This window comes from Aerococcus sp. 1KP-2016, assembly GCF_002252085.1.
GTDB lineage: Bacteria > Bacillota > Bacilli > Lactobacillales > Aerococcaceae > Aerococcus.
In genome coordinates, this window is the sequence record NZ_NEEY01000019.1 from 1 (window position 1) to 21,144 (window position 21,144).

Here is a 21,144-nt window from a genome sequence, read left to right on the forward strand (position 1 = left end):
AATGTATCTCGTCATTCTCTAACAGATAGTTACATAGGTATCAAAAAATTCTTGATGAAAAGAAGCACCAGTAATTTGTCGACTACTATCTATCTCCTCCATTAAGGATCATGATATTCTTTTAGTTCCATATTTCGTCCTCACTAATTTCAAAATCTTTGATTGCATTTAGTAATAAATCATAGCTATATGTAATTACTGAATCTGGCACATCAGAATGTTTGATGATTGGAAAAACCTCATCTATATAAAATAGTTGCATATTATCGACCGTATATGAAAACTCGTCATACTGTTTTAATGTCTCTTTAGTTATTAAACCCAAATCAAAAAGTTTTTGATTAAACTGTTGGCGTGTTTCTGGACTTGAAATTTTGTTTTTAATATTTTCAGTTAACACACTTAGACGTACGGCATCTCTTGCAACTTCACTTGATTTAGTTAAGCCAATAACACTTAAATACATATCTTTATCTAACTGATTTTGATTAGAAATTTTTACAGTTGGCGAATTTCCTAGTTTTGTTTTAATTTCAAATTTCTTATCTTCTGTAATAAAATCCTGATTTGCTTTATCTGGTCCAGTCCAAGATTTAACCGCATTATCCATACCAATATATGGTGCAAGTTTTTCTTCTAAAAACCATAATTCTCCGATAAGTCCCCTCACCCATTTTTCATTAAGTGTTTTGCGTTGTTGCTTAAAAAATTCAGCCCAATACACAAAACGTTGAGAAAGCACCAGAAGAATCTGATCTTCGGAGTCAGCATTTTCCACACTTGATAGTAAATCATCAGTTAAAATATCAAATATTTCTATTGCTTCATCCTCTTCTTTTATCAAAGAAATAAAGAGTCTGTACTCTTTATCAGTTTGTACAATCCGACTTTTTATCATAGCCGTACTCAATTGGAATGATGGTTTCTTTTGAAAAACAAAAACTAAAGCTGGCTTTCCAAGGATATCGTACCCTTTAAATACACGAACCGACTCTATATGTTTAATAAGCTGAAATTTATCATTACTAGTCATTATAATTCATCCTCTGATTCTTCTAAGTAACTAAAGTCATCAAGATGTTCACCTTCAAATAACTGTTGTTGTCTAACAGTATTTAAGCGTGCTCGATATGTTAAAGGTTTTTTACCATCATTTGGCACGCCAAGTGATAACCCCCAATACACTTCATCTTTATGTTCATCATAAAATTCTCGAGTTGGTTGATGTTCTTTAGCAGTTGCGTTCAATTTAATAGGATATAAAATTATTAGTGGGTTGCGTTCATATTTATCGAATTGTGAAAAGTATTGTTTTTGAGATTTAATATCTAATTTCTTTACCTTCTGTTGGGCACTAGCATCTAATCCAAACGCACCATCAGTCGGCGTTCCTAACCTAGCATTTGATAAGGCAATGACCCCAAGTTTTTCCTCATACCTAAACGAACGATGTCTATGTTTAATATCATCAATAGTTGAGTTTTGATTGGCAGCAATTTTTATGTCAAATCTATCAAAATCTGTCAGTACAGTACTAGCAACCTTATCGTTAAGTTTATTGTATCCGCCAAAAATATACTTACTTAATAATTCAGAAGCAACTTCTTTTGGAGCATTTTTATAAAGTAAATTCTCATCAAATTTTGAAGCATATTTTTCAACAAATGTTTCGGATACCTCTCTATTATAGTCGGTATCAGATAAACTAAATTTTGTTGTCTCCTTATAATCTCCAGAAATTCTAATTAAAAATTCTTGTGACTGACTATTTTTCATCTTATTACGTGCAGTAATTAAAAGAACTACGGTTTCATCATGATTACTAGGTTCTTTAATATATAAACCAAAATCTCTTGGTTTTTGGTGATTATTTTCCATATTTTTTATTTGTTCTTTTAAATCAATAGTCGATTGTAAAATTTGAGAATACCAATCCACAGATACACTTGGCATGTATATTTTAATAATATCATCATAGTTAGGTCTATAACCAAACCATCGTCCCATTTGCATTAGCGTATCTGATATTAATGTATTTCTATACAAGTAACTAGTTGATAAACCTTCTAAAGTTAGCCCTCGAGACAAAGCAAATCCACCAACTGCAATAATTCTTGCACCGTTTGGATAATCTTCATATTGGAAAGATTTATTTTGTGCATTAATAATTTCATTGAATATTGGGTCTGTTGAAGAATACAGTGTTTTATAAACTTCCTCCCAAGATTCATCAATATTCACAACTTCATTCTTGACTCATCATTAAATAAAGTTTGTAATTCTCTGTGAATATTGCTTTCAGTATTATTTATGTATATTTTAATTTGTCTTTTAAGGTAATCAACCTCTTCAGTAATTAAATCATTTACCTGCTCTTGAATATTATTTAAATGACTTACATTGACTAACATTGATCGGTGTTTCTTTTTATGGCCTCTCAAATCTCTGATTGCATTTTGCAAAAAGAATATACGAATTGCTTCTATCAAACTAGCTGGTAATTCTTCCACTATAAAGCTATTACGCTCTTCTTTTGGAATTTTTATGGGAATAAACTCTTCAGCATCATCATTGGTTACTAGAACATTATGATAGTTAGCATCTTCAGGGAATATAGTATTTGCACCCATATAATTTGATGGGGTATCTAGTACTAGTATAAAATCCTCCGGAAATAAATCATCTTCAACCGAATGATCAATTAATACATTTGCAAAAGGAGTGGCCGTGAAACCCACATAACTATTGCGTTTGAAATAATTCAAAATATTACGAATGCCTTTGTTAATAGTTGTTGGATCCTCTTCATTTCTTGTATTAATAGTTGCATTGTCAGCTTCATCATCTATGAATAATAGGCTTTTATTTATACGTCCATCATTTGGATCAATTGTATTATTACGTCCTAACCACTCACGAAGATCTTCTAATGATTTTTTATTTTTCTTAATTACCGCAACAACCACAGGAGAATTTGAACTTCCAGTCCCCAGGCTCATAGTACTCACTGTTTTGATATTAAAATCCTTGTTTGCGTTAGTAACTGCTATGGTTGTTTGATCATTGTCAAAGTCAGCTACCGTTTTACCTTGCGTTTCTCTATTACTAGTTGCCGTAAATTTTCCGACAAATCCTTGTTCAATCCTAATTTGAGTTTGTCTTCTCAATTTTTCAATTATCCCAGTGGTGACTACTATTATTTCATATCCAGAATCAGCTGCTTTGTTCATTAGTGAAATGAAATTACTAGTTTTACCTGATTGGACATCTCCAATTACGATTCCTTTCTTTGAAAAAGAACCCTCGCTTTTCGGATCACCAATATTATTCATTACCTTGTCCATTGCTTTTCCCATGGAATCAATAACTTTGATAGAATAGCCTTCTACATCCGCTAGATATTTTTCATACGCATCATGTCTAATAGTTCCACGTTCAACCCTTGTATCAATAAACCAATTTGCATTTTCATCACTTGATAAAATTGTTCCAGCTTCCAACGAAATACTCTGATTTTCCAAAACTTTATCAACAAGTACTTTCAAAGATTCTTCGTTCAATTGAAAATAGATACTATTCATTCGTCCCAAAAGGCTTTCAATATCTTCTAAAGTATATATTTGATTTGTTTCAACCATTTTTTTTGCTATTTGGTAATAAGTATCAAACTTTTCGTGATCAACCATTCAACTCTTCCTCTACTCTCTTTAAAATATCTTTTTGAGCAACAAAAACTTCCATATACTGTAATTTTTCAAGTAAGGATAATTTACTTTGTTTAGACTTTTGATTACTCAAAATCAACATAATATTTTCGTATACTTCATCTTCAGATGAGGATTCAATCTCAATGTTCTTATTATTTGAAGCCATATCATATCTGATGCTTTCAAATGGCAAATGTGTTTCTATTTGTTTAATGAGCATTGAAAGTAATCTGTTATCTGAATCATTTAAATTGGCTTGTAATTGCTTAATCAATGGGTTGTCCATATTAATTTGGTATGATATCTCATTTTCTTTTTCCAAACGATCAAAAATATATTGCACACTCTTGTCCTTATTTCTGACAGTCCCACGATGTTTATAAACTCTTTCTGATTCACCTATACTTTTTTTGATAATATTTCTTAACTGTTCACGAATACTTGAAGGGATTATTAACTGGGATTTTTTTACATCTATTTGCCATAAATCATCCATTGTGTTTGGTATATCAATTTGAACTTTTGCTAAATTGGCTAACTCGTTAGTTCTTACTAATTTAAACCATTTTCCCCAAGCAATTAAACGTCGATTACGGTATATATATAGGCCTTGATCAAGGTTACTCGACTCATATTTTTTTAAAATATGTTTTTCTTTCTGCGTTAATCGATTTTTATATGGAATAATATACGGTTGCACATCAATTCTTGCATTTCTATTTTTCTCAAAAATCATATCTGGAGTTTTAGGTTGCGTTGCCTTGTTTGAAGTAAAGAAAGGATCAATAGCTTCAATTTCCCTTTTATTTAGAAGGATTTTAATTTCCTTATCTTGTATAAATCGATGAAAAACCAAAGATAGGTGGTTTTCTGTTCTATCTAATGCTTCATCAAAATTATCCTGATAATTTGCTTGTTGTTCGAATTTATCAAATTTTTCCCAAATTACTAAAGTTCCTGAACTTAATTTAGCCAATTCATCAAATTTAACGACTTTTTTTATTTGATCTTCTGAAAGTTCCTCTATAAGCCAGGAATCTTTATCTCGAATAATATCCAAATCCCAAACTGCCCCTGAAATATCGCCATCCTTGCTTGATAGTACCGTAAGTTTTCTACATTGACTAAATGAGGCCATTTTCAAACCTAAACCAAATCTACCTAAATCATCTTTATCACGCTCTAATGTAGAAGATTTAGAACCGTATTTCATAGCTTGAACTAGTTCATCTGCATCCATACCATATCCATCATCTAAAATCGCCAAAAATTTTCCGTTAGTGTCAGAAATAATTTCAATTATTTTTGCTTGCGCAGAAACTGAATTATCAATAATATCCGCAATTGCCGTCTCGAATGTATACCCTACGGATCGTTGACTTTCTATTAGATTGGATGCATCAGGAACTAATTGAATGAATTCTCCCATTAAAAATATTCCCCTTTTATTCGTTCAATTTCTTTGAAAATTTCCGTTAAAATATTTACGACTATAGAATTTCCTGACATTCTATAGAAATGTTCATTCTTTAAGTATTTGCTTGTGTTGTTAACTTTAATCAATTTATCAAATTTTCTTTCAGGAAAACCCATTAATAAGAACGTTTCTCTCGGCGTTAAGTATCTCATTTTGCCATTTTGAACAATAACACCAGCATTAGGATTTCTGTCTTGTTTAGTTGAAATCGTTTTTGCATATTTCTCTAATACAACACCATTTTTTGCTAATTTAACATTATCATCATATATTTTTCGGCGACTTGGCGTAAAGTTTGGTGTTGCAGCAATTGCTTCATCTTCCATATTGAATCTAAGAAAATCACCTAAGTTTGAAGGTACATCGCTCTCTAAATTTGAAATATCCTCTTCAGAAATTTCATTACTTCTAACCGATAACATGAATGTTCTTGATCTTGACTGTGGAATGCCAAAATTCAAAGCATTTAATCCCTTATAAACTTTATTTACATAACCCATTTCGTTAAGCTCACGTTGCCATTGTTCAAAATGAGGTTTATGTTTTTTTGAATTTATTGCATTTACATTTTCCATCAACAAGAATTTAGGAAGTATTTTCCCTTCAGCTTCCATTTCATGCAAAATACGTTCAACTTCCCATAGTAAACCTGATCTTGATCCACTTCCCTTAACAATGCCCCCATTGTCTTTGTTATACCATGCAGACCCATTTGATAAATCTTGACACGGGAAACTATACGTTAGTAAATCGATATCTTCTTCAAGATCCTCACCAGTAACCTTTGTAATGTCACATAAATTTTTATTTCGGATAATCGCTGCATATAATCGCTGTAATTTATCTTCTCTTAATTGTTTTAATGATCTATCTGTCATCACTTTCTTCCCGTTTGCACTGAGTGTAAGTGATTTTAATTTATTTAATATTTCTTCTTTGGATAAACTAGAAGGTGTTAAATCTTCATGATGCATAACATCGTAAGCGTATATTGCATTAATATCCCATTCGATTGTGTTCAAAATTTCGTGATCAATATTTGCTTTCTCAAGGGCCTCCTTTTGTGCGCCAATTCCTGAAAATGCTTCAACTACTTTTAACATATATATTTTTTCCTTCTCTAAATTGAAATAAATACTACAATTTATCTCAATGTTTTATTCATTTATGTGGGTAATACTATTATATTTGAGTAATTACCTATTTCTATCATTATACCAGGACTAGAAAGAAAATGGTCATTATATTGACTTTATTTTCTTAAAAAGAAAACACCCCCGATTTCTCGAAGGGTGTTATCAAATTTCATCAAATCATTTAGCTTAGTGGAAGACCATACCGCCATCAACAACGATTGTTTGTCCTGTAATGTATGTTGAGTCTGGTCCAGCTAGGAATGCTACTACGTTGGCTACATCTTCTGGTTCTGATAGACGTTTAAGGGTAATATTTTGTGCGAATTGATTCATACCCCACTCATCGTCTTTACCTGCATTGACTGCTACTTCGTGAGCGATACCAAACATCATTGGTGTCTTCACGATACCAGGTGCGTATGCTGTCACAGTAATATCATCTTGAGCTAAGTCACGGGCTAATACTTGTGTGATACCGCGGACTGCAAATTTTGAGCCTGAGTATAAAGCTAATGCAGGGTTACCCAATACACCTGCTTGTGACGTAGCATTGATGATTCGACCACCGTGACCGAAGGCTTTGAAGTGTTTTTGAGCAGCTTGTGCACCCCAGATTACTCCTGCTACGTTGATACCATATACTTGGTCGAACATTTCTTGGGTAATTGTTTCTAATGGTGTTGTCGGTGCAACACCCGCATTATTGACAACTACATTTAAATCACCAAAATGTGCTGCAATTTTATCAAATGCTTCAAATACTTGTTCACGTTTTGACACATCTGCGCCTGCAGCAATAGCATCACCTTCTGGGAATTCGGCTACAGCAGCTTCAGCTGTTTCGGGATTATAATCAACAATACCAATTTTAAAACCATCTGCATGTAGACGTTTAGCAATCGCTAACCCAATCCCTTGACCAGCACCTGTAACAATCGCAACTTTTACCATAATATAACCTCTTCCTTTGTGAATTTTTTAACATATTCATAAACAAAGTATAGCTATTATTGAAACCGCATTCAATCATTTCTACATTGATTACAACCGTTTTCTTAATTTTCAGATAAAATCATTTTTTATAACAATAAAAGTTCTTTTAAACAGACATTTTTGTATATTTTCATTGATGACAAGTAAAAAAGTGTAGGTTTAAATGATTGGATTTTTGTCCTGATTGTGGGAGATTGTATATGTTCGATTCTAAATAAACGAGATTAGGGAACTTCATGTTGGTGTGGTTTCTCAAATGAGAAATTTTGCGTCGCACAAAGGGCTGTGGTTTCTCTTTTATTGAAGATGAACCGCACAGGTAGTTTTGCGTTTCTTTTTTTCTCATAAAGTACACACGACGAGTTCTGCTTTTCATTTTTCGCTCAAATAAATATTTATAAATGAAATAATATTGTACGTTTTCACCAACCACCCCGCCCCCAATCAACAGAACCAACTTCATTATGGCAACAAAAAAAGAGCTGGTGCCGAAGCGCCAACTCTTTTCAATTTGAGTATCTTTTATGCGGACAATTTCAGCTAAAACTTAACTCTTTTTGTCGCACGCTAGCCTCTAGTGGTATAAATCCCAACGACCTTTAGACAGCATTTGTTTCACGCCACCTGTTTCTAGTAATGATTTATCCATAATAGATTTTTTGATGAATGATGCTGGGTAACCTTTAACTGGTTTGTCGAATACTAAACCAAAGGCATGTGTGTTACCGATTGAGGCAACTGAACCTAATGATTTGAATGTAAAGTCTTCTGTTGGTTGACCATTCATTTGTTTCACAAGGTTTTTCGCTGCAAATTCACCCATTTTAGTAGCGATTTGAGCTGTTGTAGGCCATGGACGGTTTGTTTCTGGGTCCATAACTGCAGAAACGTCACCGATAACATATACGTTGTCATATTCTGGGTCGCGTAAATCTGCATTTACACTTACACGGTTACGACGAGCTTCGTACCCTGAATCAGTGATAACGTGAGAACCAGATACACCTGTTGTCCAGATGATTGTACCAGCTTCAAGTTCAGCTGTTTCACCAGTTTCAGCGTTGTCTTGGTATACAACTGCGCCACCTTTGATTGCTTTGATTGGTTTACCTGTTAAAAGTTGTACGCCCCAGTTTTTCAAGTGGTTGATACCCCATTCAGATAATTTTTCATCAAACATTGGTAATAAACGTGTTACGGCTTCGATACAGTAGATTTGGATTCCATCTGCTGATACACCTGCTTCTTCAGCAAATTCGTCGCGACCTTCAACAAGGGCACCTAACAATTCAACACCCGTGAAACCTGCACCACAAACAACGATTTTCAAAGCGTTTGGATCTTGAGTTGTACGGTATTCAGCCATTTTGGCATGGATATGTTTGTTAATGTTTTCTGCTGCATCAACAGATACCATTTCCATTGCAAATTCTTCTACACCTTCGATACCAAATGATTCAGATTCGAATCCTAAGGCAACGATTACGTAGTCATAGTGTAAGCTAGAGCCATCAGTGAAGATTACTTCTGAGTTTGCACGATCGATTTTTGCAACTTCTGCTTGTTTGAAAGTAGTTTTCTTAGGATCAACTACTGCTTCAATTTCATATGTAATTTTTTCACGAGGTTGAGTACCTGCTGCTACCTCGTGTAGATCTGTCGCTTCAAAGTGGTATGGATTCTTATCAACTAAAGTGATGTGGAAATCCCCATTGTTTCCTTGTAATTTTTTTAACGCTCTAAGCCCTGCATAGCCTGCCCCTAAAATTACGACTTCATTCATTATTAATACGCTCTCCTTTTATTCTCTCTTTTTTGCTTATTAAATCTAGATAAACAATCCGATGAAATAAGTAACCACTTGCGCCAAAGATCCTACTGCTAGAATTTTAACTGCACAAATGAATGTTACACTTTTCACTTGCTTTTGTAAAAACATATCTTGTTGTTCCCAAATATATGGAAAAACAACAAAAGTGAACAACATTGTCCATGGTGCCAAGCCCATCAAAACAGCAATAACGACGGCTGTGAATGCGATCACATTATTTGCCATAAATAATTTCAATGCGCGAGGCTTCGTTAAATAATGTACAATCGTGTATCTATTATTCAACTCATCTTCCTCTAAATCAGAGATATTATTGGCCAACATCAAGTTAGCAATCCACAGTGACATCGGCAATGCGACGATCAATACGTGGAAAATAACACCCCAATCAAAGGTCACTGTATCAAAAGTATTTAAGTATACACTAATCAATGTGATCATGAAACCCATGGTCGAACCAGAGAAGAATTCTCCTACTGGTAAACTAGACAAGGGTCGTGGACCAGATGAGTAAAAGATACCTACTAAATAACAATACAGACCCATCACTAATAAAGGCCAGCCGACAAAGTATGCTAGTACAATACCAATAAGTGCTGAAACAACAATCATAGATACCATCATGATGAAGATTTTATTGATATCTAAATTTTCACGACCGATAATATTGGTCTTTTCTTTATAGTCATGCACGCTCGTCGCTTTCTTGTAGTCATTATAGTTATCCATAATATCCACCGCCATATTAAAGATAAACATGGCAATAAAGAAGGCAATTGTATAGCCAGGTGCATAGACCCGTAGTTATACCAGGCAATACATAGTCCCAAGAAAAATGGGAATATACTCGCCGTCTTGGCTTTCATTTCAACGAGTTCTAAAAAAATGGGAATCGTCATTTTTGTTTTTCATCCTCTTTTCTAAAATCTTTATATCTAAAACAAGTAAATCACAAGCTTTTCATGTAAAATAGTGGATATGATTATGCCTGAAAGGAATAAACAAATGTTACAATACTGGATCCAATATCCCAAACTACATAAACAATTAAAAGCCGTTACCAACATTTTGAATGACCGCATGCAAGTCTCAAATCCTGACGTTCAGGAGGCCCTACTTAGTCTAAATAAATCTGGTGGTAAAACGCTACGTCCTGCCATGTTTTTACTTTTCGCCCAGTTCGGGGATAAGGCTAAACAAGAAGAGGACCGTTTGATGAACATTGCTGCTTCCCTTGAAATCCTTCACATGGCAACCTTAATTCATGATGATGTCATTGACGATTCGCCCTTACATCGAGGTCAAGTGACCATTCAATCGCAGTACGGTAAGGATGTTGCCGTTTATACGGGGGATTTCCTTTTTACCCAATTCTTTGATCTAATTATCGACAATATCGACGAACGCGACTACATCAAGATTAACGCCCAAACGATGGAACGTATTCTCATTGGCGAGCTCAATCAAATGTACAAACGCTTTGATCAAGCTGAAAGTGTTGAAGAATACCTAGAGAATATCACGGGGAAAACAGCGGAGCTCTTCTGGTTGTCAGCCATGGAAGGTGCCCACTTTGCTGGGACCAACGATGGTATTACCGCGCTTGCTGGTTCTATCGGCAAAAATATCGGCATGGCCTTCCAAGTCTTGGATGATATTTTAGACTACGTTTCAGACACTGAAACCCTAAAAAAACCAGTCCTAGAAGATTTAGCTCAAGGGATTTACACCCTACCGCTATTGTTGGCTAAGGCACAAGCACCAGCCGAATTTGCCCCAATCTTAGATAAGAAACAGCACATTAGCGATGATGATGCTAAGACCATTGCCAAGTTAGTCCATCAATATGCCGGCGTAACTAAGGCACAGGCCTATGCCAAATCGTATACCAATGCAGCGCTTGATGCCATTGCACAATTGCCTGACATCAAAGCCAAAAAGATTTTACAAAGCGTAACCAAAGAATTATTGGAACGCTCATACTAATTACTTGGATTTACTCATAAAAACTAGGACGTCTTGTCCTAGTTTTTTTTCATTCTGTATCTGAGGGGACTATTTGGGTAAATAGTTTCCCTTTTTCATTTAAGAGGAAACTATCTCGATGAATAGTACCCCTTTCGGTCATGAGTGAAACTATATGGGAATATAGTCCCCTGTTTCATTTAAAAAAGAAACTATCTCGATAAATAGTACCCCCTTATGGTCATGGGTGAAACTATCTGGAAAAATAGTTTCCCTTTTTCAATTAAGAGGAAACTATCTCGATGAATAGTACCTTTTTCACGCTTATATAAGCCCGAATAAATACAATATCACCAATAACGCCCTATTGCCCGTTGATACTGCGATCCAGAAAGGCTCCGGCATCAATAGTCATTAGTTTTTGATAATGTTCATTGGTTGCCGATAAGGCTTCTGGGCTACCTGACATGGTTAAGTGACCGTCTTCGATGAAGATGACCCTGTCTGCCATTTGGACACCTTGTAAATGGTGGGTGACCCAAATAATCGTCTTGTCGGATAAGGTATTGAAGAAGGTTTGAATCAATGCTTGCTCGGTGATTGGGTCAAGCCCAACTGTCGGTTCGTCTAGCAAAATAATTGGTGCATCTTGCAAAATCAATCGCGCCAGTGCTAAACGATGGCGTTCACCACCGGAAAAACGCAAGCCGGCTTCGTCAATCATGGTTTCTAATCCTTCCGGTAGGGCCGCTATTAAATCCTTTAATCCAACGCGTTCTAAGGCGTCCCAGGCTTCCTCTTCCGTAGCATCTTGGTTACCAATATGTAAATTGTTCAAAATACTCGTATGGAAAAGATATGGCGTTTGTTGTAACACACCAATGTATTTGGCAATATCATCGCCAAATTGTGTCACTGGAATGCCGTTCATTTCAATGGCTCCAGATTGAGGGCTTAAATCCCCGCGTAAAAGATTCAGTAGGGTTGACTTACCTGAGCCACTTCGACCAAGTACGGCTATTTTCTCGCCGGCTTTAAAGGTTAAATTTAAGTGGTCTAGGACGGGTCCTGCTGCCGCATCATAGGTATAAGTTAGGTCCTTGATGTCAATCGTTATTGGCCCTTCTAAGACCTGGTCTGTTGGTGTTACTTGTGGTTTACTTTCCAAGCTATTCAAACGGACGATAGAATCGCCATAGGTATTGGTTTCTTCAGCAGCATCAGATAATGGTGCGAAGGCATCTGCTAGTGGGAAAACAGCCAAGACAAAGGCTGCAATCCAGTTGGCATCATCACCTTCAACACCTACAAATCGTTGGCTAGCCCAGATTAGTGTCAGCACTGCAATCACACCGAAGAGCACTTGCACGATAAAATCACGTTTGCGGTTTTCCGCATTCATCTTTTCATTGACCTGGCGCCATTCCTTCTCGGTTTCCTCATGTAAGGTCACGTATTCCGCACCTTGACGACTGAAAATCCAGTCAGAAACACCTAGAATATTATCCGTTAGGCGATTGTATAAATCGTTACGGATGGCTTTCTGGCGTTCTCTTCGTGCCCCATTAATGACAACAGACCAGTATGGCACTACCACAACTTCAACCCCTAATAAAAAGAGCATGACTAAGGCAAAGGTCCAAGAGAAGAAACCCAAACCAATGATGACAAAGGCATATAACAGCCAAGCAATAATCGTTGGGAAGATTGTTCGTAAGTACAAGTTTTGAATATAGTTAATATCTTCTGCCAATAGCCCTAGGATATCCCCTGTACGGTAATGGCGTTTGAAGAAAATGGCATCTGATTCCATCACTTCATACAGTTTTAATCGTAAGCGGGATGTCATTTTCAAGACCCAGTTGTGACTCACTAATCGTTCTGCATAATTGAATGAAGGTCTCGCAATCCCAAAGGCACGTGTCAGCACTACTGGCACATAGACTTCCAAGATATTATAGGGATTTGATGCTGAGCGACTAATCAAATAACCCGACACAAACATCAAGGCTGTTGCAGAGAAAAGGGTCATGAAGCCTAAGAACAAGGCCCAGAATAGGGTTGTCTTATACTTGGTGAAAAAAGGCTTCACCCAAGTATCATTTTTGAAAACTTCTAATATTTTGATATTAGGCATGCAAATCACCCCGCATTCCTTGTGCTAGTGTCATAAATGGCCCATTAGTGTCGGCAATCAAGTCATCTAAAGTACCTGACGCTACGATTTGCCCTTGGTCCAGCACATAAATTCGGTCCATATTTTCCATCCAATGCATCCGGTGGGTAGCGAAAATCACAAGACGATCTTCCATTAATGGTAACATCCGTTCTTTCAGCTCAATTTCGGTTTCAATGTCCAAATGGGCGGTCGGCTCATCAAACAAGAGAATCCGTCGTGATTTGTCCAAGAACGCACGCGCCAAAGCGATACGTTGGGCCTGGCCCCCACTTAATGACCGTCCCCCATCACCGAGGATGGTATCCAATCCGTCGGGTAGTTGGCTAACCAGGTCTTCTAGACCTACCACAACCACAGCTTCTTGCACTTGAGCGTCGCTAGCGTTTTTCGCATAAAAACGAATATTATCACGCAAGGATAATTGGAAAATATATGGCGATTGCGGAATATAGATAATTTGTTCTTGCCAATCGCTTTGGAAGAGGTGGTCAACCGTTTGCCCGTCAACAGTGATACTGCCTTGGTCGGGTTTGGTAAACCCACTCAACATATTGATGAGGGTTGATTTCCCGGAACCAGACATACCAATTAAACCAATTTTTTGGAAACCGGTAGCCGAGACACGCACTTGATTGAGCGCCAATTTTTCATCAGTTTCATAGCTGAAATCGACCGCATCTAATTGCAAGCTACTATCTGCTTGCCAGGTTTTGATTGGCGTTTGCCCTTCTTCTAATTCCGCTTGATTTAAAATTGTCATGATGGCTGTCATAGCATTCTTACCATCTAAAGTAGCGTGATAATCGCTTGCGAAGTCACGAATGGGCATAAAGTAATCCGGTGCCAAGGTAAGTACGGTCAAAGCTGGGAATAATTCCGCTTCTCCCTTAATTAATCGAACCCCTAATAACACGGCCACGATTGCAATCGACAAGGTCGTAAAGAAGTCTAAGGCAAAGGTTGATAGAATAGCAATCTTCAAGGTATCCACGGTAGCTCTACGGAAGCGTTCGCTCGTTTTAAAAATACTCTTCCCGTAGATTTTGCTCATGCCAAATAATTTCAAAGTGTCAATGCCACGCAATGAATCAATGAAATGGTTAGACAATAATTGATATGAGGCGTATTGGCGGTCAGCCTTAGCTTGCGCCGCAAACCCTAGAATAATCATAAAGATAATAATCAACGGATAGATTGAAAATAAAATAAGACCTGATGATAGGTCTAGGTAAAGGAGTACTAGTAAGATAATCCAGGGCACAATCATCATATTCACGACTTTGGCTAGGATTAGTTTCAAATAGTTTTCAACCTGATTGATCCCGTCAAGGGTCATGGTTGTGACATTACCGGTACCATATTTTTGTACGACTTGTGGTCCTAAACGGAAGACTTTCTCTAAAAGTGCCTCACGAATTTCTTGTGACCGGTCATAGGCAAAGTTATCTAATTTTTGATCTCGGTAGTATTGGACAACTTGTTTCAATACGAAAACAATTAAAAAAGTAATGATCCAGGGAATTTGCGCTTCCAGACTTTGGCCATGCCATAAACCTGAAATTGCCTTCACGAGGGACCAAGCTTGTATATTTATAAATAGGGCTTGCAGGAACGCAAGTCCTGCAAGCAATATCATGATTTGCTTGATGCCCGGAAGCTTAAAAAGTTCCTTATCAAGCATTAATAACCCTCCGTTGCGCCTTCAACATCAGTATGTTTAATACGGTTACGGAACACATAGTAAGAATAGCCAAAGTAAGCTAATACGAATGGCAAAATACCAAGAGACAATTTCGTCATTAATGACAATGTGTATGGACTTGATGATGCCTCTGCAATCAACATTGAGTTGGTAGGATCACCAGAAGAAATCATTACGTATGGGAAGATACCTGAGAAAATCAAAGCAACTAAGGCAATCATGGTAAAACCACTAGCCAAGAATGCAAGCATTTCTTTATTGGTAGCAACTCCGTAGTGAGCAACTACTGTTAACACGATCATTACGACTAACAAGCTAATTGTAGAAACAGGATGTGTTTCAAAGAAGTTTGTTTGGAAGTATAGTAAAATCGCGAACACGATTAAGCCAACGTATAAAATCCAGTAAGCAAACATAGCGTAATTTTTCGCACGGTAGCGAATTGGGCCAGTTGTTTTCAAGGAAATATAGTTCATACCATGTAGGAATGATAGTAATACTAAGGCGATACCACCTACGATAGAAAAGATATTAATGTAGTCAGTAAAGCTAGCAAAGATATTACCATCCGCATCTAACGGCATCCCTTGAATCATAGAGATAAAGATTACACCGAAGAAAAATGGCACCATGAAGGAACCAATCGTTAACGTCCAGTTCCAGATGTTCTTTTTGTCGGCTGGCATTTTTTCACGGAATTCAAATGATACCCCACGAATAATTAACCCTACTAAGACGAGTAATAGTAATAGATAGTAACCAGAGAATAACGTCGCATACCACATTGGGAATGAAGCAAACATGGCACCACCAGCAGTGATTAACCAAACTTCATTACCGTCCCATACAGGTCCGATTGTTTCTACGATTTGATCTTTTTCTTGTTCATTGTTGGTAATGGTTTGAACGGCCATACCTACCCCAAAGTCAAAACCTTCAAGGAAGAAGAAGCCCGCGAATAAAACGCCGATTAGGATAAACCAAAATAATTGTAAATCAGACATTATTCAAAAGCCTCCTTCGCAAATGGGTCTACATTATCATCTTTGATTGCATGTTCTTCAATGTAGTTTGGTCCTTTGTCCATTTCACGTAGGACAAGATATACCATTACAACACCTAAACCAGCAAATAAAATGAAGTAAACGATATTTGATGTTAATAGAGAAGCAACTGTTACGTTTGGTGAAATTGAATCTTCTGTCTTAAATAGACCATATACTGTCCAAGGTTGACGACCCATTTCAGTGATAATCCAACCAGCTGAATTGGCCATGAATGGTGTTACGGTTGTTAAGGCAACAATCCATAACATCCATTTATTCTTGAATAATAATGGATTCTTCTCGCGTGATAACCATAAACCAAGTACGGATACACCTAACATTAAAGTACCGAAGCCTGCCATGATACGGAATGACCAGAATAATAAGTTAACTGGTGGATAGTAGTTATCTTCACCGTATTCTGCAACTAATTCTTCTTGAATAGAGTCCATACCCTGTACAGAACCTTCAAGTGAGTTAAATGACAAGATTGATAACATATATGGAATTTCGATTCCAAAAACACGTTTTCCTTCTTGTTCATCGGCCCAAGCAATTAAAGTCCAAGGCGCTGGATCAGTTGTATCTTCATAGATACCTTCCATTGCCGCAAATTTCATCTTTTGGTCTTCAACTAATGCCTTCATCTGTAAATCTCCAGCACCCATTACTGAAATGGAACCGACTAATGAGATGACCAACCCAAGTCTCAATGATTTCTTGAAGAAATCGCCGTCCTTGTCTGTTCTAATCAATCGATATGCTGATAATCCAGCAACGATGATACCACCCATGGTAATCGCTGCAGCAATTACGTGACTAAACTCATACCACAATTGTGGGTTTGTCACTAAAGCACTGAAATCGTTCATCACTGCATGGCCATCGACAATTTCGTAACCAACTGGATGTTGCATAAAGGCATTGGCTGCCAAAATCCAGAATGCAGAGAACATGGAACCTAAAAATACTAACCAGAAAAATACCACATGCAATTTAGGGCTTACTTTATTCCAAGTAAATATCCATAAACCTAGGAATGTTGATTCCATGAAGAACGCCAACAACGCTTCAATTGCTAACGGTGCACCAAAGATGTCACCAACAAAGCGTGAATAGTCAGACCAGTTCATACCAAATTGGAATTCTTGAATAATACCTGTAACAACACCAACAGCAAAACTTAGTAGGAAAATATTCCCCCAAAATTTAGCCATTTTCTTATAAGCTTCATTCTTCGAAACCACATATTTCGTCTCCATAATGGCTACAGCTAAGGCTGTACCAATAGAGAATGGCACGAAAAAGAAGTGAAAGATTGTTGTCATTCCAAATTGAAACCGGGCTAAGGTTACAATATCCATCTTTCTTCCTCCTTTTGTTCAATTGTATACAACTTTGCACAATCTTTTGCAAACTGCTATTTGCATAAAATTGTCCAAATTAGGGATGAAACCCTATATTAAAATATACTCTTTATTATTTATATTTCAAGGTTTTGGGCGAATCTTTTCCTTCAATTTACCGTAAAAATTGAAAAGTCTGCTTTTTATCACATGTTTATATTCTTTGTGTTTGTTCAATTGCTAGCAAGTTTTCAAAAAACGACAAATGGGGTTATTTTTAAGCAAGTTTTTGGCATTTCGAGTACAATTCGTGTTTTTTTGTATTGTTTTACAGCATGATTTACCCAAAATTTTGGCTTTTTGTAACAAATCCACTTTGATCAGGCAAGATTTTTCATTTTGCCACGGGTACAAAAAACGTACAATTTGGGGCTTTATCGCCTTCCCTCTCATTTTGTATAAAACCAACTTATCAAACGATAATTTTCTCATGGTTGTAAACGGTTTCATGGAAAAGTTATGCTTTATTCATGATATTGCTGGATGTACAAAAAAGGAACGAAAGGAGGCCCGTTTGTTGTATATATGAACGTCTAGCTCATACATATAATAATTTTTTGTGAGGTATAAATAATGGAGAAAAAAGTAAATCGTTGGGTCATCCTGCTCGCAGCAGTAGTGACCAACTTATGTTTAGGTGCAGGTTATGTCTGGTCGGTATTCCAAGCGGCCTTACTCGAAGCAAACCCTGATTGGGCACAAACACAAACTGCTATTGCATATTCTATTTCATTCGCGATGGTGCCACTGGGTATGATTCTATTTGGTCCAAAATTGGATGAACTTGGTCCCCGTCGCTTCGTGTTTATCGGTGGTATTTTATTTGGTTTAGGTATGTTCCTAACTGGTTTTGTAAATTCAATTTACATGCTATACGTAACTTATGGTTTAATCTTAGGTTTAGGTATCGGTGCTGCCTATGGCGCGTCAACTTCTGTTGCGGCGAAATGGTTCCCCGATAAAAAAGGTTTAGCTGGTGGTTTAACTGCTGCTGGTTTTGGACTTGGTCCACTAATTTTCGCACCAGTTGTACGTTGGATGTTAACAAGCTACGATATTTACACTGTGTTCAAAATTTTAGGTATTATCTTACTAATCGTGATCTGCTTGGCGTCAACATTCATGCACAAAGCTCCAGCGGTTGAAACTTCTGGCGCTGCTACAGTTGCTGAAGGTAAGACTTACAAGGAAATGATGCGCGAGCCGAAGTTCTGGATCCTATGGTTAGTTTATACACTAGGTGCTACTGGTGGTATGATGATTATTTCATCTGGTGCATCAATCGCAACCAACTACAACTTAGGTGATCCTGTTACTATCGTAATGGCGGTTTCAATTGCCAATACATTTGGTCGTATCTTCTGGGGTACTGTTTCAGACAAGATTGGTCGTTACCAAACAGTTGTGGCAATGTTCATTGTCGTTGCTATCGGTCTATTCTTAGCACTTTCAAGCCCTAGCATGGGACCACTTGCCGGTACAGCAGGCTTGATGATGGTTGGTTTATCATTCGGTGGTTTCCTTGGTTCATTCCCAGGTATTACCGCAGAGAACTGGGGCGTGAAGAATGCCGGTACAAACTACGGCTGGATGTTTACAGCTTATGGAGTTGCCGCAGTATTCGGTCCAACAATCGGTTCATTAATCCTAGACGCAACAGGTACGTACGCAACAGCCTACGTAATCGTTATCGGAATGGCTATCTTAGGTATCATCTTGCAACTACTTTACATGAAAAATATCGCAATGCCTAATCAAACGGCATAATGACAGCCAAGGTCTGGTGGGTTTCATACCCGAGGACCTTGGCTTTTTTGTGTGTATGGTTGCCGATTGGTTTGAATGGTGATCAGTCACGTCAACAAGGGTACTTTCTAAGCAAATAGTACCCTTTTTAACAAAATAGGGGAACTATTTCAAGCAATAGTATCCCTGTTAATGCGGTAAGGGTACTATTTACTCGAATAGAATCCACTTGCTCATTCGGACGGTACAATTTGGCCAAAGTGTACCGGATTTAAGGTTATTAAGCGTGAAATACACGCCTTTTTGTGTGTATCCTCGTTTCAATATACTATATAAAAAAGCACCCTTTATTCAGGATGCTTTTTGAGTGGCCAGCCCACCAGCAGTTGGCGGAATTGAGAGATATTAAAAGAAAGTCGAGATGAGTGCGATAATAGCTAAGCCACCCTGAGTTAGTATAATCTTTTTATCACTAGTCAAACCACCATAAATCGCGACTAAGATAATATAAATCAAGAGTAAGCGGCTGATTTCGATTGGCGCAGAGGCGAAATAGACTGCATAGAGCAAGCACAGACCGATGAGACCGTTATAGATGCCTTGGTTTTTGAACAAAGTATTGAGCGACTTGCCTTTGAGCTCTGCCTCGCTCATTTTGAAAACGCGCTGAGTTGCGACGGAAGTGGTTGCGAATGTTTCTAAATACATAATATAGAAGAATTCTAGGGCAACCAAGGTGATGAGCATTGTTGAGAGAATAGACATTGTACAGCCTCCAATTTCATGGTAATTACCCTTATTTTAGCACAAGTGATGTAAAATGCTGAAACCTCATGAATGAATTACGATGCTGAAACCTACGCCTCTATTTATTACTTGCTAAAGTAGGCATTGAATCCCTTTTTCAAGTCGATATTTTCTCGTGAAAAATGTCAAGTATAACGTTTGCCTCTTTGCTATCATGTAATTATGAAAGGAGGGGTAAGATGCTAAGAGAATTAAATCAAGTAATTGACTATATCGAAGCGCATTTAACCGATGACCTATTTCTTGACCGGATATCTCATTTTGCTGGTGTTTCAGACTACCATTTTCGCACAGTATTTTTACATCTTTCAGGTATGACCTTAAATGATTATGTCAAAAACAGAAAATTATCGGAAGCCAATAAAGATTTATTAAATGGTGAAAAGGTAATGGATGTTGCCTTCAAATATGGTTATCAATCAATGGACGGCTTTACGAGGGCTTTTAAAAAATGGGCCGGATTTTTACCATCAGAAGTCTCGAACAAAAGAATCAGCAAATCATTTCCCAAACTTTCATTTGTAATCACTGTAAAAGGAGGAAATTCTATGGAATTTAGAATCGAAGAAAAGCCAGCATTTAATCTGGTTGGGGTCAGCAAACGCGTCCCTTTACAATTTGAAGGTGTGAATAATGAAATTGTGAAACTAGCTATGAGCATAACGGAGGATCAAAGAAAGGAAATGCACGCCCTCCAAAATCTAGCGCCTATGGAAATCGTCAATGCATCTTTTCAAAGTGATACAGATTTTCGAAAAGAGGAAGGTGAACTAACCCATTTGATAGGTGTATTAACCATTGAAAATCAAATCAGCGACCAATTAGATATAGTCCCAGTAAATGCACTCACTTGGGCTGTATTCCCCAACCAAGGTCCATTTCCATCTACCCTCCAAGATACCATGGCACGAACTTACTCAGAATGGCTACCATCGTCAGATTATGAATTAGTCAATGCGCCCTCATTTTCATTTCCGAAAATGGGAGCATCGAGAAAATTATGCCTATAGTGAAATTTGGCTACCCGTCCAAAAAAATAAAACTCAGATATAAGTAGACTTCATCGCAATAAAATGATACCCTCAAGAAAAAGTATCATATAAGGTATTTATTTAACAAATATCCACTATATTTTAAACAAGTTATCTC

The 21,144-nt window shown here is 37.1% G+C and carries 14 protein-coding genes and 2 pseudogenes; 3 read left to right on the plus strand and 13 right to left on the minus strand.

The window, feature by feature from the left end; genetic code table 11:
- Nucleotides 1-121: 121 nt before the first annotated feature.
- The 8 genes and pseudogenes from B9P78_RS04955 to B9P78_RS04985 form a co-directional block, all read right to left on the minus strand.
- Nucleotides 122-1,033, minus strand: coding sequence for a PD-(D/E)XK motif protein (locus B9P78_RS04955; protein WP_094518416.1), 912 nt, complete (start codon nt 1,031-1,033; stop codon nt 122-124).
- Nucleotides 1,033-2,241, minus strand: a complete 1,209-nt coding sequence (locus B9P78_RS10520; protein WP_255377076.1) for a Z1 domain-containing protein — start codon at nt 2,239-2,241, stop codon at nt 1,033-1,035. The genes B9P78_RS04955 and B9P78_RS10520 overlap by 1 nt, the downstream gene beginning before the upstream one ends.
- Nucleotides 2,238-3,686 carry a Z1 domain-containing protein gene (locus B9P78_RS10525; RefSeq protein ID WP_255377077.1) on the minus strand — a complete coding sequence of 483 codons (1,449 nt, stop codon included), beginning with the start codon at nt 3,684-3,686 and terminating at the stop codon, nt 2,238-2,240. The genes B9P78_RS10520 and B9P78_RS10525 overlap by 4 nt, the downstream gene beginning before the upstream one ends.
- Nucleotides 3,679-5,136 carry an ATP-binding protein gene (locus B9P78_RS04965; protein ID WP_094518417.1) on the minus strand — a complete coding sequence of 486 codons (1,458 nt, stop codon included), beginning with the start codon at nt 5,134-5,136 and terminating at the stop codon, nt 3,679-3,681. The genes B9P78_RS10525 and B9P78_RS04965 overlap by 8 nt, the downstream gene beginning before the upstream one ends.
- Nucleotides 5,136-6,287 (minus strand): DNA (cytosine-5-)-methyltransferase, encoded by a 1,152-nt coding sequence (gene dcm / locus B9P78_RS04970; protein ID WP_094518418.1) that lies wholly within the window; start codon nt 6,285-6,287, stop codon nt 5,136-5,138. Before dcm ends, B9P78_RS04965 begins: the two co-directional genes overlap by 1 nt.
- 219 nt (nt 6,288-6,506) lie before the next feature.
- Complete coding sequence (locus B9P78_RS04975; protein ID WP_094518419.1) at nt 6,507-7,271, minus strand: (S)-acetoin forming diacetyl reductase; 765 nt, start codon at nt 7,269-7,271, stop codon at nt 6,507-6,509.
- A 616-nt stretch (nt 7,272-7,887) separates the two neighbouring features.
- Complete coding sequence (locus B9P78_RS04980; RefSeq protein ID WP_094518420.1) at nt 7,888-9,096, minus strand: NAD(P)/FAD-dependent oxidoreductase; 1,209 nt, start codon at nt 9,094-9,096, stop codon at nt 7,888-7,890.
- A 45-nt stretch (nt 9,097-9,141) separates the two neighbouring features.
- A pseudogene (locus tag B9P78_RS04985) lies at nt 9,142-10,043 on the minus strand (prenyltransferase).
- Nucleotides 10,044-10,149: 106 nt separating this feature from the next.
- Here B9P78_RS04985 and B9P78_RS04990 point away from each other — a divergent pair.
- Nucleotides 10,150-11,130: a polyprenyl synthetase family protein gene (locus tag B9P78_RS04990; protein ID WP_094518421.1), complete on the plus strand. Its 981-nt coding sequence runs from the start codon at nt 10,150-10,152 to the stop codon at nt 11,128-11,130.
- A 343-nt stretch (nt 11,131-11,473) separates the two neighbouring features.
- Here the strand turns inward: B9P78_RS04990 and cydC are convergent, their stop codons facing one another.
- Genes cydC through B9P78_RS05010 form a run of 4 tightly spaced genes read right to left on the minus strand, consistent with a single transcriptional unit; the run spans nt 11,474 to nt 17,400 of the window.
- Nucleotides 11,474-13,246: a thiol reductant ABC exporter subunit CydC gene (gene cydC, locus B9P78_RS04995; protein WP_094518422.1), complete on the minus strand. Its 1,773-nt coding sequence runs from the start codon at nt 13,244-13,246 to the stop codon at nt 11,474-11,476.
- The gene (gene cydD, locus B9P78_RS05000; RefSeq protein WP_094518423.1) at nt 13,239-14,969 is read right to left on the minus strand and encodes a thiol reductant ABC exporter subunit CydD; all 1,731 of its coding nucleotides are present in this window, start codon (nt 14,967-14,969) and stop codon (nt 13,239-13,241) included. Before cydD ends, cydC begins: the two co-directional genes overlap by 8 nt.
- On the minus strand, nt 14,969-15,994 hold the full coding sequence (cydB, locus tag B9P78_RS05005; RefSeq protein WP_094518424.1) for a cytochrome d ubiquinol oxidase subunit II: 1,026 nt from the start codon (nt 15,992-15,994) through the stop codon (nt 14,969-14,971). Before cydB ends, cydD begins: the two co-directional genes overlap by 1 nt.
- The gene (locus B9P78_RS05010; RefSeq protein WP_094518425.1) at nt 15,994-17,400 is read right to left on the minus strand and encodes a cytochrome ubiquinol oxidase subunit I; all 1,407 of its coding nucleotides are present in this window, start codon (nt 17,398-17,400) and stop codon (nt 15,994-15,996) included. Before B9P78_RS05010 ends, cydB begins: the two co-directional genes overlap by 1 nt.
- A gap of 615 nt (nt 17,401-18,015) precedes the next feature.
- On the opposite strand from B9P78_RS05010, the gene B9P78_RS05015 reads away from it, so the two are divergent.
- Complete coding sequence (locus B9P78_RS05015; protein ID WP_094518426.1) at nt 18,016-19,209, plus strand: OFA family MFS transporter; 1,194 nt, start codon at nt 18,016-18,018, stop codon at nt 19,207-19,209.
- Between the two features lie 384 nt (nt 19,210-19,593).
- Here the strand turns inward: B9P78_RS05015 and B9P78_RS05020 are convergent, their stop codons facing one another.
- Entirely contained in the window at nt 19,594-19,953 is a 360-nt protein-coding gene (locus tag B9P78_RS05020) for a DUF1304 domain-containing protein (protein ID WP_094518427.1), read from the minus strand.
- A gap of 221 nt (nt 19,954-20,174) precedes the next feature.
- Between B9P78_RS05020 and B9P78_RS05025 the strand changes: the two are divergent.
- Nucleotides 20,175-21,048: pseudogene (locus B9P78_RS05025) on the plus strand (GyrI-like domain-containing protein).
- The last annotated feature ends 96 nt before the right edge of the window (nt 21,049-21,144 follow it).